General features: G+C 40.1%; 17 protein-coding genes and 2 pseudogenes. 10 read left to right on the forward strand and 9 right to left on the reverse strand.

Features of this window, described 5'->3' with window-relative positions:
* The first annotated feature begins 159 nt into the window (after positions 1-159).
* The gene (locus JCM19055_RS03250) at positions 160-390 is read left to right on the forward strand and encodes a hypothetical protein (RefSeq protein ID WP_042417270.1); all 231 of its coding nucleotides are present in this window, start codon (positions 160-162) and stop codon (positions 388-390) included.
* A gap of 3 nt (positions 391-393) precedes the next feature.
* Here JCM19055_RS03250 and JCM19055_RS03255 read toward each other — a convergent pair whose 3' ends face one another.
* Positions 394-966, reverse strand: a complete 573-nt coding sequence (locus JCM19055_RS03255; RefSeq protein WP_042358490.1) for a class I SAM-dependent methyltransferase — start codon at positions 964-966, stop codon at positions 394-396.
* Between the two features lie 137 nt (positions 967-1,103).
* Here JCM19055_RS03255 and JCM19055_RS26975 point away from each other — a divergent pair, with 137 nt between their 5' ends.
* Positions 1,104-1,610 (forward strand): hypothetical protein, encoded by a 507-nt coding sequence (locus JCM19055_RS26975; RefSeq protein WP_042358491.1) that lies wholly within the window; start codon positions 1,104-1,106, stop codon positions 1,608-1,610.
* 54 nt (positions 1,611-1,664) lie between these two features.
* The gene (locus JCM19055_RS28285; RefSeq protein WP_265181732.1) at positions 1,665-1,796 is read left to right on the forward strand and encodes a hypothetical protein; all 132 of its coding nucleotides are present in this window, start codon (positions 1,665-1,667) and stop codon (positions 1,794-1,796) included.
* A 49-nt stretch (positions 1,797-1,845) separates the two neighbouring features.
* On the opposite strand, the gene JCM19055_RS03265 is transcribed toward JCM19055_RS28285, so the two are convergent.
* From JCM19055_RS03265 to JCM19055_RS03285, 6 genes and pseudogenes are all read right to left on the reverse strand, one after another.
* A complete protein-coding gene (locus JCM19055_RS03265) occupies positions 1,846-2,562 on the reverse strand; it encodes an NAD(P)H-dependent oxidoreductase (protein WP_042358492.1) in 717 nt (238 codons plus the stop codon).
* Positions 2,559-2,867 (reverse strand): annotated as a pseudogene (locus JCM19055_RS28290) (deaminase); the annotation flags it as partial. The pseudogene JCM19055_RS28290 and the gene JCM19055_RS03265, both read right to left, overlap by 4 nt.
* Before the next feature lie 5 nt (positions 2,868-2,872).
* A complete protein-coding gene (locus JCM19055_RS03270) occupies positions 2,873-3,781 on the reverse strand; it encodes a deaminase (protein ID WP_265181733.1) in 909 nt (302 codons plus the stop codon).
* 26 nt (positions 3,782-3,807) lie between these two features.
* Entirely contained in the window at positions 3,808-4,791 is a 984-nt protein-coding gene (locus tag JCM19055_RS03275) for an ornithine cyclodeaminase family protein (RefSeq protein ID WP_042358493.1), read from the reverse strand.
* 276 nt (positions 4,792-5,067) lie between these two features.
* Positions 5,068-5,781: a purine-nucleoside phosphorylase gene (gene deoD / locus JCM19055_RS03280; RefSeq protein WP_042358494.1), complete on the reverse strand. Its 714-nt coding sequence runs from the start codon at positions 5,779-5,781 to the stop codon at positions 5,068-5,070.
* A gap of 80 nt (positions 5,782-5,861) precedes the next feature.
* Positions 5,862-6,215 (reverse strand): helix-turn-helix domain-containing protein, encoded by a 354-nt coding sequence (locus JCM19055_RS03285; protein WP_042358495.1) that lies wholly within the window; start codon positions 6,213-6,215, stop codon positions 5,862-5,864.
* Between the two features lie 136 nt (positions 6,216-6,351).
* On the opposite strand from JCM19055_RS03285, the gene JCM19055_RS03290 reads away from it, so the two are divergent.
* From JCM19055_RS03290 to JCM19055_RS25105, 3 genes and pseudogenes are all read left to right on the forward strand, one after another.
* Entirely contained in the window at positions 6,352-7,419 is a 1,068-nt protein-coding gene (locus JCM19055_RS03290; RefSeq protein WP_042358496.1) for an LLM class flavin-dependent oxidoreductase, read from the forward strand.
* 1 nt (position 7,420) lies between these two features.
* Positions 7,421-7,982 (forward strand): annotated as a pseudogene (locus JCM19055_RS03295) (NADPH-dependent FMN reductase).
* An 829-nt stretch (positions 7,983-8,811) separates the two neighbouring features.
* Complete coding sequence (locus JCM19055_RS25105) at positions 8,812-9,240, forward strand: CPBP family intramembrane glutamic endopeptidase (RefSeq protein WP_193745284.1); 429 nt, start codon at positions 8,812-8,814, stop codon at positions 9,238-9,240.
* Between the two features lie 183 nt (positions 9,241-9,423).
* Here JCM19055_RS25105 and JCM19055_RS03305 read toward each other — a convergent pair whose 3' ends face one another.
* Entirely contained in the window at positions 9,424-9,927 is a 504-nt protein-coding gene (locus JCM19055_RS03305; RefSeq protein ID WP_265181734.1) for a hypothetical protein, read from the reverse strand.
* A 345-nt stretch (positions 9,928-10,272) separates the two neighbouring features.
* Here JCM19055_RS03305 and JCM19055_RS03310 point away from each other — a divergent pair, with 345 nt between their 5' ends.
* Positions 10,273-10,764: a hypothetical protein gene (locus JCM19055_RS03310; RefSeq protein WP_042358498.1), complete on the forward strand. Its 492-nt coding sequence runs from the start codon at positions 10,273-10,275 to the stop codon at positions 10,762-10,764.
* A 309-nt stretch (positions 10,765-11,073) separates the two neighbouring features.
* On the opposite strand, the gene JCM19055_RS03315 is transcribed toward JCM19055_RS03310, so the two are convergent.
* Positions 11,074-11,319: a hypothetical protein gene (locus JCM19055_RS03315; protein ID WP_042358499.1), complete on the reverse strand. Its 246-nt coding sequence runs from the start codon at positions 11,317-11,319 to the stop codon at positions 11,074-11,076.
* A 267-nt stretch (positions 11,320-11,586) separates the two neighbouring features.
* On the opposite strand from JCM19055_RS03315, the gene JCM19055_RS03320 reads away from it, so the two are divergent.
* The 3 genes from JCM19055_RS03320 (at position 11,587) to JCM19055_RS03330 (ending at position 13,474) form a co-directional block, all read left to right on the forward strand.
* Positions 11,587-11,844 (forward strand): hypothetical protein, encoded by a 258-nt coding sequence (locus JCM19055_RS03320; RefSeq protein ID WP_042358500.1) that lies wholly within the window; start codon positions 11,587-11,589, stop codon positions 11,842-11,844.
* A 603-nt stretch (positions 11,845-12,447) separates the two neighbouring features.
* Positions 12,448-12,996: an RNA polymerase sigma factor gene (locus JCM19055_RS03325; protein ID WP_042358501.1), complete on the forward strand. Its 549-nt coding sequence runs from the start codon at positions 12,448-12,450 to the stop codon at positions 12,994-12,996.
* A complete protein-coding gene (locus JCM19055_RS03330; protein WP_042358502.1) occupies positions 12,986-13,474 on the forward strand; it encodes a hypothetical protein in 489 nt (162 codons plus the stop codon). Before JCM19055_RS03325 ends, JCM19055_RS03330 begins: the two co-directional genes overlap by 11 nt.
* Positions 13,475-13,542 lie beyond the last annotated feature (68 nt).

Here is a 13,542-nt window from a genome sequence, read left to right on the forward strand (position 1 = left end):
AGGAGTGCGCGTTGTTGTGGATCGAACCTTAGGTACGTTTTATGACAACCTTTTTCGTAAATGTTATCAATTGTATCGAACCATCGTGGAGCGCCTTAGGTGAAGAAATCGGCGCGCCAACGAATGACTCTACAAACTTATATTGTCGGGAGGTTGAAGATGAGCTTAAAAGCTACGGTCGTACTCAAACAAGTCATGCGTTTATTCGTCTTAGTTTTAGGTTTGTTTATCTTCATTGTCTCACTTGTGCAATTAATGGGAGTTTCATTGTTACCAGCTGTTCATTACATGGTAAATGGTTCAACGATCTTGATGGTTCTAAGTCTCTTTTTGTTTCTCATGTTTGAAAAGCATGAGAAATTGAAACAACAAAACCAAGTTCCCTTATAAAATTTATGGACGGGTAGCTAGGTGAATATAGACAGGTTCGTTTGCAATCGTTAAATCTGGAAATAAAGTTTGACTAATCACAAAGCCCGCTTCTTCAAGTGCTGCCGACATATCTTTAGGAGATACTCTCGGCCCCCGTGACTTTTCTGTGGCTTCAATTTCTACGACTTGAATCATCCCACCTCGTTTTAGTACGCGAAATGCTTCGTCTAAAGCGCTTGAAAGTGGTTTGATTTCATGAAGCGCAATGGATGCGATTACAATATCAACATGCTCATCTTCAAGTGGAATGGATTTAAAGTCTGCTTCAAGCGTGGTGATGTTCGTTAATTGTTGCTCACTCGCAGATTGCTCTAAATAGATTAATATGTTTAAATCCCGGTCAAGTGCGTACACATCACCTGAGGTTTGCTTTGCAGCAGGCAGTGTTACATAGCCCGTTCCAGCACCTAAATCCAGAATGGTACTTTCAGTTGATAATGGGAGTAAGTCAAGTAACGTACTTGCTGGAAAATGCGTGTGGCGATGCTCATTTTCTAATGCTTGGATTTTCTTTACGTGCTTTTCATTATTCATTGTATCATCCTTTTTATATCGTAGACATAAAGTATCTTTAATAACTTTAATATAGAAATTCGAAGAAGTAAACGGGAAATTGCAGAGTAGTTTCCAGTATATTGAAAATGGGTAAAGACCTACAAAGGGGGAAGACAATGCGAATTATGATTATTCCTTTGTTTGTCATTTTTATGGTTGCTTGCTCTAATGGTGATGTTTCTGAGGCACAACAACAAGTGAATGAGACATCGTATAGTGTGAACATTCCTGAACATACGAGTTATGATATTTTATCAATTTGGGAAAACGAGTCAATGTCGTTAGATTCGCTCATCGTCAACTACGGGCACCGGGCATCGTCTGAACCGAATTTAGAGATTGCTGAACTTGCGGATTTTGAATATGTGTATGGAGGTTACGATGGCGAGCCAGAAATCAACCTTGAAATTCATGTGTCGCCAACACATCCGACCCATTCAGAAGAAGTAACCATTGGTGACCATACTGTCGAAGCTACTCAATTTGGAGAGGACAATGAGAACGTTTCGCACCATTTTCCTCACGGTGATTATTATTATTCGATTTATTATTTAGGTGATGAAGTAACGGTTGAAGATGCGGAAGCGTTCACGAAGCAAGTTCTTGATGAAGACGTTGAGTAGAATTAATTTTCAGACATGATATACTAAAGTGAGTAAACGTTAGAGGAGGCTCTTATGACAACGAAAGTTGAACTGAATCAAACACGTAACAGAGATACGCTACTCTCATCTTGGATTGGAGCCGTAGCTGACGCTTTGTTGTTCGTGCCTAGGCTAATTGCCTCTTTCTTTAGAAATGGAATGTAATTGACTACAAAGCGACCCTACTCTTAAAAACAGGGTCGCTTTGGTCATTCTATATACGATGTTCGGGCTTTAGTTGATGGTTCTCATCAAAGTGGTCATTCGGGTGATACTGGATTAATGGAATGTCATCAATGGCTTTCATATGTTGTTTAAAACTAGCCAACATAGCTTTACGTTCATCGGCGCTCGCTCGAGCTGGCTGGTAGGTAATATACGGTTCAGCAGGCTGCATGCCGCTAAAGTAAAGCATCCCGTGGTTAATGTGATAAAGAATGGTCGTCATGTCTCCATCAATTCCAGTTGGGCTAAACCCACTTTCAGCGGAACCTACCGTAACAGACAGCATCGCTTTACGACCACGTAAAGCTCCTTCACTATACCTGCCTAGCCCTCCACCATAAATGGTTCCTGCAGCAAACACTCGATCGAACCACCCTTTTAGAATTGCAGGTACACTGTACCACCATAATGGAAATTGAAAAATCACAAAGTCCGCCCAAAACAAGCGATCAAGTTCAGCCTGAATTTCAGGATGGAATCCATGTTCCTTAGAAGCATGTGCTTGTTCAGCTTGGTATTTAAAAAAATTCGGATCGATTTGTTGGGAAAAATCCTCACGATCTGCAATTGCCTTGAAGTTTGCATGATACAAATCCGATACACGGACCGTGTGACCTTGCGATTGTAGTTCTTCGACTGCCGCGTCCTTTAAAGCTCCGTTAAATGATTTCGGTTCAGGATGTGCATAGACGATTAATATGTTCAATGTAAGGTGCCTCCATTAAGCTTCTTTTGATAGACAAGTTGTCCGCGGTGAAAGCTGTACAGCACAGGGTTTTGTCTTGCTACAAACTCTGCAGCTGATGAACTGTCCACGAGAATGAAATCTGCCTCCATTCCTTTTTGTAACCAAGGCTGTCCTTTTGCTAAAGAAAAAGGTTTGTCAGTAATGAGACTCAATGCGTCGGTTAAGTCTTCTTGGCTTCTCATCCGATAGACTTCTAAATAGCGATTTAGCTTCTCAATCACATTCCCAGTCCCAAGAGGTGACCAAGAATCGTAAACATTATCACAGCCTAGTGAAACGTGTACCCCCGCTTTACGTAATTCTTCAAGGGTGGAAAGACCCCGTTTAAAGGCAAGCTAGAAATAATGTGAACGCCATTCTCGGCAAGTTCCTTAAATACTTCCTCCCGTTCTTCACCTGAAAAATCATTCAATCCAAATGCATGACTAATGGCAACTTTGTTTTGCCACTTCGCCTCTTTCGTTAATCGCAATAATTCACGAACGGTGTTGCGCCCGTGATCGTCTCGGTCATGAACGTGGATATCAATCGGCGCATTAAATTGTGTAGCCAAGTCAAACGTCTGATGTAGTGAACGTTCCACATCACCATCGAGTGATGAGGGATCAACACCACCAACGAGGGTAGCGCCAGATTGGAGTGCGGTTAATACATCGTTGTATGCATTTGAGTGAAGTAAACCGTGTTGAGGAAACGCAACGAGCTCATAATCAAAGGTTCCCTTATATTCGTGAAGTAATTCAATGGTTTCTTCTAAGTAACGTTGACCAACTTTAGGGTGAACATCTATGTGCGAACGAAAGAAGGTCACCCCATGTGATCGTTCAAGTTCAATTAAGTTTCTTGCCCGCTCTTTAAGGGGAAGGTCGAGGGCATCAAGTTCATCAATTTCTTTCGTGAATCGTTCGACAAGGTTACTTGCAGGTGTAACCGGTCGCCAAGGCACTCCTAACTTACTCTTATCTAAGTGACAATGCATTTCGCGAATGGCTGGAAGGAGCAACAGTTCCTTTCCATCAAACGCATCAGTGTCGGTTGGTTCTTCTGAAGCGGGAGTAATGTTTGAGACATTCCCATTTTTAATTTGAATATCGACGAGCGATGTCGCGCTTCCATAGACGAATTCATTTTCTTCTAAGTATCCTGTTTCTAGGCGTACGCGTTTTATGGTTGTCATGTGATCCGTCCTTTGTGGTTTAGTCGTTAAAAATCAACGTCAGTCCCGGTATTTGTTTCAAGCGCCTTTTCATAAAAGTAATTCGCAACGACAATATCAACGATTGCAAGGCCAACAGATTTGAAGACGGTAATTTCTTCATCATGTTCACGGCAGCTAAGTTCACCAGAAACAATCTTTCCGAGTTCCCCGTGAATTTGATTCACTTGATAATCACCATTTTCAATCGGAGTAATCAGGTCTCCAGTCTCTTCAAGTGCAGCATCAACTGCTTCGACAACAACTTTATGTGCATCTGTCACTGTATGTGTCGGTAATTCTTGCATCGTAGGTCGAAACGATCCGACCGCATTCACGTGAGTGCCAGGTCGAAGTGACGCACTGTACACGGGTGTTGAAGAATTGGTTGCAGTTACGACAATTTCAGCATGTGCAATGGCATCGTCGGCCTGATCATGGAAGTGGACGTTCACGGACTGACTTAAATCATGCTGTAGTTTATGAGCAAAAGCTTCGGCTTTGTCTTTGGAACGGTTATAAAGATGAACGTCTTTAATGTCTCTCGTAGCAAACACGGCAGCGGCGAGACCGAAAGCTTGTTCACCAGTTCCAATGATGGAGAGTGTCGTTGCGTTCTGTTTCGCTAAATATTTCGTTGCAACTCCTGAGATGGCCCCCGTCCTAATCATCGTTAAGTAGGAACCTTCTAATATGGCAACGGGCTCGCCCGTTTTGTAATCGGAGAGGGCGACAAACCCATTAATGAGTTTCTTGCCAAGATCTTTGTTATTCGGGGCAACGGTAACGACTTTCACGCCGATCTTTTGAAGACCGTCCGCCACAGATGGCATAAACAAGGCAGTGTTTTGTTCGTCATCGTAAGGAAGTGCCGTTCGGATTGGGGTGTTGGTCCTCCCGGAAGAGTATTCTTCTAAAGCAACTTCCACTCGCTGAATAATTTCTTTCATGTCCATAAGTGATGTTAATTGCTTCTCATTTACAATTCTCAACGTAGACCCATCCTTTTAAAGAAGTAGTAGAAAGAACTTTCAGAATACAAATCACCTACTAACATAATATCAAACTTTTTGCTTCGAGGCTTCGGGATATGAGGGGAGTTCGACCGGTTCTGCTCACAAAGGTGATTGTTTGTGAGCAGAAGCGAATAAAAATCACAATGATGGTCAAGTCCTACTCACATGATTTGAAGTAGAGAATAACGTCGATCAAGCTCAACAAAAAAAACTCCTTGCAAAGCGTCTGCTTTGCAAGGAGTTAATCAACGGTTACGCAAGGTTAAGTGCGATATCCATCATTTTCGTAAATGAATTTTGACGTTCGTCAGCAGTTGTTTCTTCTTGCTTGAATACGTGGTCACTTACAGTCAAGATCGTCAGTGCATTTACGCCAGCGGCAGCTGCGTTCATGTAAAGAGCAGCAGCTTCCATTTCAATACCGAGAATGCCCATGTCACTCCACTTTTTAGCAGCAGTTTCGTCAGCGTTGTAGAACGTGTCACTTGTGAGAACGTTTCCGACGTGAACCGTTTGACCTTGCTCGTCAGCGATGTTCTTCGCTTTCTCAAGAAGCTCGTACGATGCAACCGGCGCATAGTGGCCTGGTAAGTTGTACTGGCTAACATAGTTCGAGTTCGTAGAAGCACCCATAGCGAAAATAATGTCGTAAAGGTTCAAGTCGTCTTGAAGTGCTCCGCAAGAACCAACGCGAATTAAGTTTTTCACTCCGAAAATGTTAATCAGTTCCCATGAGTAAATGCCGATACTTGGTACACCCATGCCTGTTCCCATTACAGAGATTTTCTTTCCGTTATACGTTCCTGTATAGCCAAACATGTTACGAACGCTATTGAATTGAACAACGTCCTCTAAATAGTTATCTGCAATAAATTTCGCACGTAATGGATCTCCGGGTAGAAGAACCGTTTCCGCGATTTCTTTACCTTCTGGATTAATGTGAGCTGTTTGTTTATGTTCTGTCATGAGTATGTCTCCTTTACTGATGGTATCAAGAGTTCCCCTCCACTATCCTACATGAGACAGGGCTGTATTGTCCATTTCCATTAGGACTCGTGTGAAGTCGTATTTTCTTTCTTAAGGCGGTGGGCGTGGTGTTTCGTTCCCCACTCATGCATCGCTTCAAGGATCGGTTGAAGCGTACGTCCATAATCGGTGATGGAATACTCCACTTTCGGTGGGACTTGAGGATAGACTTTTCGTGAAACGATGTCTTCTTCTTCAAGTTCACGCAATTGCTTCGTGAGCATTTTCTGGGTAATGCCAGGCATCTGACTTCGTAATTCAGAGAAACGTTGGGTTCCGTGATTAAGCAGATGAAGGAGAATAATTGGTTTCCACTTGCCGACAATAATGGTTAAGGCGTCGTCTATTTTACAAAAGTCGGGTTCATATTTCATCGAATTCCCTCCTAAGTATCATTTAGTATACTATGGTTCCTAAAAGTGCGTACTTCCTAAATGGATCTATTTCACTCATACTATCATTAGTCACTCTCATAGAAAAGAAAAGATTCCGAAAGGGTGTTGAAATAGAATGGATAAAGGTCGTTTTAAATCAGGACAAGGTCTAGAGTTCGGGTTGTATACGTTAGGGGATCATTTGCCTCATCCGGAAACTGGGGAGCGCATCTCAGCAAAACAAAGAATTCAAGAAATTATAGAAGTCGCAAAGCTTGCCGAACAAGCAGGCATTGATTTCATAAGCGTTGGGGAGAGCCATCAAGACTATTTCGCAACACAAGCTCATACCGTCGTTTTAGGTGCAATCGCTCAAGCGACAGAAAAAATAAAGATCGGAAGCTCATCGACCATTATAAGTACGTTAGATCCTGTACGCGTGTATGAGGATTTTTCTACGATTGATTTAATTTCTGAAGGACGGACTGAGATTATTGCAGGAAGAGCTTCAAGGATTGGTCTTTATGATCTGTTAGGGTATGACTTGCACGATTACGAGGAATTGTATGAAGAGAAGTTCGAGCTTCTTCGTAAGATCAATGAAGAAGAGGTCGTCAATTGGAGTGGTAATTTCCGTAAGTCGTTAAAAGATGCAAAAGTACTCCCACGTCCATTAGAAGGGAAGTTACCGATTTGGAGAGCGGTTGGCGGTACACCTGCAAGTGCGATGAAAGCAGGGTATGCTGGAGTCCCGATGTTTCTTGCACATTTAGGAGGCGCGGCTAGTCATTTTAAAGGAACGATTGATGCGTATCGTGAAACGGCTAAGGCGAATGGACATGATCCAGATTCGTTACCGATTGCAACGGCTGGGTTCTTCTATACTGCAGAAACGACTCAACAAGCTCAGCGAGAATATTATCCACACATTAATGAAGGCATGAAGCTAACCAACGGTCGCGGTTTCCCGAAACAACAGTTTGCTCAAAGCGCAGATATTCGCAGTGTTGTGAATGTGGGAAGTCCACAACAAATCATTGAGAAGATCCTCTATCAACATGAGCTCTTCGGACACCAGCGCTATATCGGTCAGATGGATTTCGGAGGGGTTACGATGGCGCAACTTCGTAAAAACATTGAGCTGATCGGTACAGAGATCTTACCTGCCATTCGAAAATATACGTCTAAAGGACATGATGAATAAGATGAATGTAGTTGTTCTTTCCGGTTCAACGGTCGGTTCAAAGACGCGTACAGCGATGAACCAAGTAATGGAGAAACTTGATAAGCATACAGCTGATGCAACGTTAATCGATCTAGCGGATTACACAATCCAGTGGAGTGACGGACGTCATTACCTTGATTACGATGGGGATACTAAGTATGTGACTCAAACGATTATGGATGCGGACGTTTTTACTTATCGGTACACCGGTATTTCAGGCATCCATTCCAGGAACATTGAAAAACGTTTTTGACTTGCTTCCAGAACGTGCATTTGAGCATAAAACCGTTAGCATTGTGATGACAGCAGGATCTTCGAAACATTACCTGATCGTCGACCAACAGTTAAAGCCGATCTTAAATTATATGAAAGCTCATATTACGCAAAGCTTCGTATTTATCGAAGAAAAAGATTTCTTAAATAAACAAATCATCAATGACGACATCCACTTTAGACTTCAAGATTTAGTGGACGACACGTTGCTTTTGTCAGAAACGTTAAAGCAGCTTCGTGAACAAAAAGAAGCAGAGTTTGATTTTTGATTACGTAAGTAGGACTAGTAATACGTGATGAATGGCATTGCTCGTAAAGAGTGATGTCATTTTTAGTGTGTAATAGTTTAGACATCAATCCAAGATGCACACTAAAAAAAACCATCTAACATGAGGTTAAGGAATGGTTATAATATCAGACAATTATCCTATTCAGTTAAAGGGCCATTTAATGGAAAAACGAATACCAATAAAGCTGTTGTTTTGTGTTTACACGTATCCGTAATGAATCTAGTACGGTGAATGCACAACAGTGAGTGATCAACCAAATAATAATTGTTCATATAGAACATGTCTCCTGACCCAACTTACTAACCTTAATACTATAATACCAGTAGTAATTAGATTATATATAGATACTGAGTTGTTTTTAATTACAATTTCAAACATAAAGAAACCAATCTTATAATGAGAGTTGGTCTCTGTTTGGATAGTCCTGTAAATCTGAAATTACTTTATTCAGCATTCTTTTATTTTGTTCAAATTTTGACGCTCCCGCCAGTGTACCGACAATTTGTGTCACATTTAGTGAATAGTAAGAATTACATCTTTATTAAGTTAAACGAATACTGGTTATGTAACAAACCCTTAGGGTATGGTCTAATTAGCATTATTTTCTTATTTCATATTCTAACTAAGGAGTCCGTACCCTTATGGCAACTGATAACACTCGAAAACAAACAATGATTTATGTTACCTGCATCAATGTAATGTTCTTTATCGCACTCATTGTCTTCTTAATTCCAGAGCCTCATCGTTTCTTGACCTTCTAGGATTCGGAGAACGAATACCGGTATTTGGTTGGGTTACGGCAATACTTGTGGCATCAGTTTACAGTGTATACACCCTATGGATTATCCCCGATATTCGACCATTCGTTTTTGAATGGTCAAAATTAAAAATATGGGCTATACCACTCGCAGTACTGTCTGGAATTATAGAAGAAGTTTTCTTTCGTAAAATTATAATGGATGCAATACAAGGATTGGGCTATGGAGTTCTACTTCAAACCTTTATCTCTGCAACAATTTTTGCGGCTGCTCACCTAATTTGGGTACTGTTTTCAAGAGATTGGAGATTTATACTTCCAGTTCTTATAAGCACATTTGTACTCGGAGTTCTTCTCTCTCTTGCTTACGTTGCTTCAGATCGTGTCGTCTTACCTGTCATTGTTGCACATATCGTAATCAACTTAATCATTGAGCCAGGGCTTTTGTATAATTCAGCAAAAGAAGCAAACAAAACATGATTAGTTATCTAGCTAAATAAAATAAACAATTTTTCAATTAAAGGGCGCAATCCTGTAGCAAGGATTGCGCTTAATTTTGTGAGGGATCATGTAATTGGATAAGGTTATAAATACAAAAGTCATGGATAAACGCAGTAGATGGTTATATTGTGATAGAAAGGTCCAACTTTCAAAATGCAATTACTAATCTTTAACAACGTTCGCATCATCACTAATGACATCACTTAATCTAAAAGAATCTCCATCATAATCTATATCTGTTTCAAATAGACTTATAGTCTCTGTTGTAACATCGTCACCTGAAGTTGTTTGCTCTTTAATACGGTAAAATGAACTCTTCTCAAACCAATATTCTAACACTATTTCGGATTCATCATCTTCAAATACAATATAATGTGCTTCTTTACCTTCGATTTGTTCAGTACCTTGATACGAAACAATATATTCATCTAGGTTAGTGCCTAAGCCGTCTGCGAACAATTTATTGGGATTTTCAGGAAATAAGGGGTCTGAGTCCTGTTCAATGAATAATGTATCATCGTCTTCATCATAAGAATACCGATCCCCTTCAAAATAAGAGCGATATTCAGTTTCTTCTGTATTGCTGTCCCATTGTTCAATTCTTTCACTTTGATTACTATCAGTATCTACATAAACCCATCTACTTGTTTTTTTGATCCACGTCATTGCGTGTTGAACTTGTATGCCAAACTTCGTAATGAGAATGAGCATCCAAGTGCGTGTTAATAGCATTTTCTACGATGCTTATAGCTTTTTCTTCGCTGTTTATCTCCTCTTTATCCATATTGCTTTCGGTTTCACCGTTAGAGTTACAGCCACTCAGTAGTGCTATCAAAGTAATTGATATATATAGATTCTTTATTATTACCCACCCCTAAAAACGTTAGTACTTATTGTCTACCCACAAAACCTACATCTAAAACCGTTATATTTTTTATAATTAAAATTATTTGACTTTTCATTTATGACGGGATAATATAACTAATATATTAATAAAATTGGAGGTTTTATATGAAAAAAGTATCTTTTATTTCATTCTTTTCAATTGTTGGACTTGCTTTGTCTCTAGGATTTAGTAATGATGTTGGCGCAGAAGAGGAAATAAGTAAGGCTTCAAATGAAAGTGAAATTAGCATTGAAGAATTAAATTTAACGGATGATGAGTTAACAGAAATTATCGAAATATTAAATTTTGAAGGCGCCGATGATTTTATCACTATAGACGGTTCAGGAGGATTCGTAATCTTACTTAGCAGAACAACTGTAGAGAATGTGTATGGTCTTACTTCTTCTGCTGCTAGCGAAGTTATAGAAGGTGTGATGCCTGGAACTTTCACTCCTGCAGTTGTCACTACAGTGGCTGAGTGGATTGTTGATTATCTTGTAGAAGAGTACTTAATTGAACCTTTACAAATTGAAGTAGGTCCTGATGAAGATGCAGTTGTAAACTTTAATGTTCAAGAAGAGTGGACTGGTTCTTCTGTGTCAATCATAAAAGAATAAAATATTATAAACACATAGTGTAGCGTATAATATGCTCCCTCCAAAGTAGTTACTTCTTCAAGTGATTACTTTGGAGGGTTGTTATGACCCAGTTATCAAGCTAAATAGAAGAAACATCCTTTTTCAATTATCGAGCGCAATCCTGTAATAAGGGTTGCGCTTATCTTTGTGAGGGGCCATTTAATGGAACACTGCTAAACAAAGTAGTAGGTGCTTATGATCTTTAAATAGCTAAGTCATTTTTGGTATTCGAAATTGGGAGTATTCATTAGTTGAGGAACGGTTGATCGAAACCAGGCGCCGAAAAGATTAGTCAGTAGCGTCTGTTCTATTACCTTTAATAAACCCAAAAATTATTAGTGCAATTCCTATAACTAAGGAAATAATTGCTCCAATCATTTCTAAAGCGTAAAGATCCCATAAATGCATGGTTATAAATTCACGTCCGAGGGTATCACGATCCACTAAAAATGCACTTCCTGTAGTCCCTAATAGCACCACATACATAATAATACTAGACAGAATTAACGTTGAACCTAAAATAACACTTTTCATTCAATCACCCTAAATTAAGACTTTATAATTACCTCGCTACACAACCTATTTCCTAAAAATAATAAGAATAAACTTACTAATTAGATAATATAAGGAATTTAGTCAGCGATGTTTACTAAGATAATTGCGCTTTTCCCGTCAACCCAAAACGTGAATGGGGGATATGCATTAAACGGGAAGCTCGTTTACTCACCTTATTTACAGGGAATTTACAATAATGGGTAATAATTCTAAATTTACTGTTATTACTGGAAATGGAGGGTTAATGTGGGAAGGTACTTTTTAGCATCGATTTTTTTTATTATTGCTACACTCTTGTGGGTTACGCCATACATGCTCACTGTTATTTACGGAGCAAACTTTGATCCAGTCCAAACTATGGGCGAAGATCAGTTTGAGCGTTTATTGGGGATAATGGGAGTAGAAATGTTCCATACAGGTGCGATCATAGCTCTAGTAGTGGCAATTCTGATGTTTTTATGGGCAGAGTTTAATACACTACGAAATAAAAAAAAGACAGCATAAGCGATTAAACTAGCTGTCGAATGGGCGGTATTTTTTTCGACCTTCGCATAGATATTAACCTTTTCGGTTAAAGGGCGCAATCCTGTAATAAGGGTTGTGCTTTTTTATGTGTGCACTGCCATTGAGCAAAATGGTACATTGTAGAACTTCTTGTTACGGTAATGAAGAAGTAAGAACAGGACTCAACAACTGTAAAGAATAAAGAAGGATAACTAAATGGCTATTAGAATCAAGTATTTCAATGAAAGCGTTTTCTGTTTTGTGCCACACCAAAAAGTTAGAGTTACAAACTAACTTTTTGGTGGTTTTGGTGTAATAATGACCCATTTGCAGGGTGAACGGTCACTTAAAAAGGGACCCGGACACGCTGCCTCTTTTTATGTCGACTTTTCTATGCCCAGCTTTAGAAAACATCGTCAACTCGAAACTCCAACCCAATCGTTGTGGGAACCTATTTTAAGAAGCAGATTTTCACTATTTCATAGACCGCCCCTCTCTCGCCCCCCAACCCAATAATTTTTTTATAGAAAACGCAAACAATTTGTCGCTAGATTACGAATATAAGATTAGGAGAAGCAAAAGGTAGGGTGAGAATTTTGTCGCGTGAAAGAAAGCTCATTAAGAGAATACGTAAAAAAAGGGCATCATGACGCGGCGAATGAGCTCGTCTCGGTGTATTATACCGATCTACTCGGGTATGTAAAATCGAAGGTTTCCGATGAGGAGCTTGCAAGAGACCTTACTCAAGAAATATTTATCCATATGCTAGAGTCGATCCGTTCATTCGATGAAAGAAAGGCAAGCTTTCGTACGTGGCTTTATACAATTGCTTCCCACCGAGTGATTGATTATTTTCGCTCAAAAGCGTATCAACAGGCGAAGAAAACACGTGCGATTGACGTTGATGATCGCCAAAGTGAGGATTTCACAGAGCAACTGTTTCGTTCATTTGAGGTGGAGCGGATTCTTGAATTTTTGCAAACATTCAAAGAGTCTGAGCAACAGATCGTGCGAGGGAAACTGCTACAAGGAGAACGGTTTGTCGATCTGGCAGATAAGATGAACATTCCAGAATCAACGATTAAAACGAAGTATTATACGTCGCTCAAACGAATAAAGGACGCTTGGGAGGTAGATGATCATGACCAATGAGCACAGAAACGAACAGGAGATTCAAACCATTGTCAGAAAAGGCATGAGTGACAATGATCGGTTTTATCGGCGGCTGTTCAAATTGTATCGAATGATTGGTTTCCGCCATCTGTTCTATGATGGACGCGAAGCGATGTTTCTCGTCTTATCTGTCCTATTGTTCATGCCGCTCGTCGCTGTATTGTTTGCTTTGATGCAAGAAGCGAGCGCGACGTATACCGTCCCGACCCTTAGTTTGCTGTTCATGGGGACCCCTTTCTACTTCTATGCTCATATGCTCCTGTTCGTCGTGTTAAAAATGGAGCAACCTGGCATTGAAGTCGAACAAGCAACGCATTTCAATCTCGTGCAACTCACTGCTTTACGCACACTCGTCATTGCGGTTTCTTCTCTCATTGGCATCACCTTTTTTTGTTGCCTTTGCGAATGTGCTTGGTGTACACATCCCCGTACTACAAGGGTTAGCTGTCGCCTGTAGTGGCCTATTTTTATTTGCTTCAATCTACTTGACGTTGATGACGACTATTCAGAAAAAGTGGCTTTGGC

The organism is Geomicrobium sp. JCM 19055, assembly GCF_000698185.1.
Taxonomy (GTDB): domain Bacteria; phylum Bacillota; class Bacilli; order Bacillales; family Marinococcaceae; genus Geomicrobium_A; species Geomicrobium_A sediminis.

Bases quoted from the DNA above. Each gene is read 5' to 3' on its own strand.
- JCM19055_RS03250 (WP_042417270.1), top strand. From the start codon at position 160: ATGAGCTTAAAAGCTACGGTCGTACTCAAACAAGTCATGCGTTTATTC.
- JCM19055_RS03330 (WP_042358502.1), top strand. From the start codon at position 12,986: ATGACCAATGAGCACAGAAACGAACAGGAGATTCAAACCATTGTCAGA.
- JCM19055_RS03305 (WP_265181734.1), bottom strand. From the start codon at position 9,927: ATGACGTGGATCAAAAAAACAAGTAGATGGGTTTATGTAGATACTGAT.
- JCM19055_RS03255 (WP_042358490.1), bottom strand. From the start codon at position 966: ATGAATAATGAAAAGCACGTAAAGAAAATCCAAGCATTAGAAAATGAG.
- JCM19055_RS03310 (WP_042358498.1), top strand. From the start codon at position 10,273: ATGAAAAAAGTATCTTTTATTTCATTCTTTTCAATTGTTGGACTTGCT.
- JCM19055_RS03315 (WP_042358499.1), bottom strand. From the start codon at position 11,319: ATGAAAAGTGTTATTTTAGGTTCAACGTTAATTCTGTCTAGTATTATT.
- deoD (WP_042358494.1), bottom strand. From the start codon at position 5,781: ATGACAGAACATAAACAAACAGCTCACATTAATCCAGAAGGTAAAGAA.
- JCM19055_RS26975 (WP_042358491.1), top strand. From the start codon at position 1,104: ATGCGAATTATGATTATTCCTTTGTTTGTCATTTTTATGGTTGCTTGC.
- JCM19055_RS03270 (WP_265181733.1), bottom strand. From the start codon at position 3,781: ATGACAACCATAAAACGCGTACGCCTAGAAACAGGATACTTAGAAGAA.
- JCM19055_RS03285 (WP_042358495.1), bottom strand. From the start codon at position 6,215: ATGAAATATGAACCCGACTTTTGTAAAATAGACGACGCCTTAACCATT.
- JCM19055_RS03290 (WP_042358496.1), top strand. From the start codon at position 6,352: ATGGATAAAGGTCGTTTTAAATCAGGACAAGGTCTAGAGTTCGGGTTG.
- JCM19055_RS28285 (WP_265181732.1), top strand. From the start codon at position 1,665: ATGACAACGAAAGTTGAACTGAATCAAACACGTAACAGAGATACGCTA.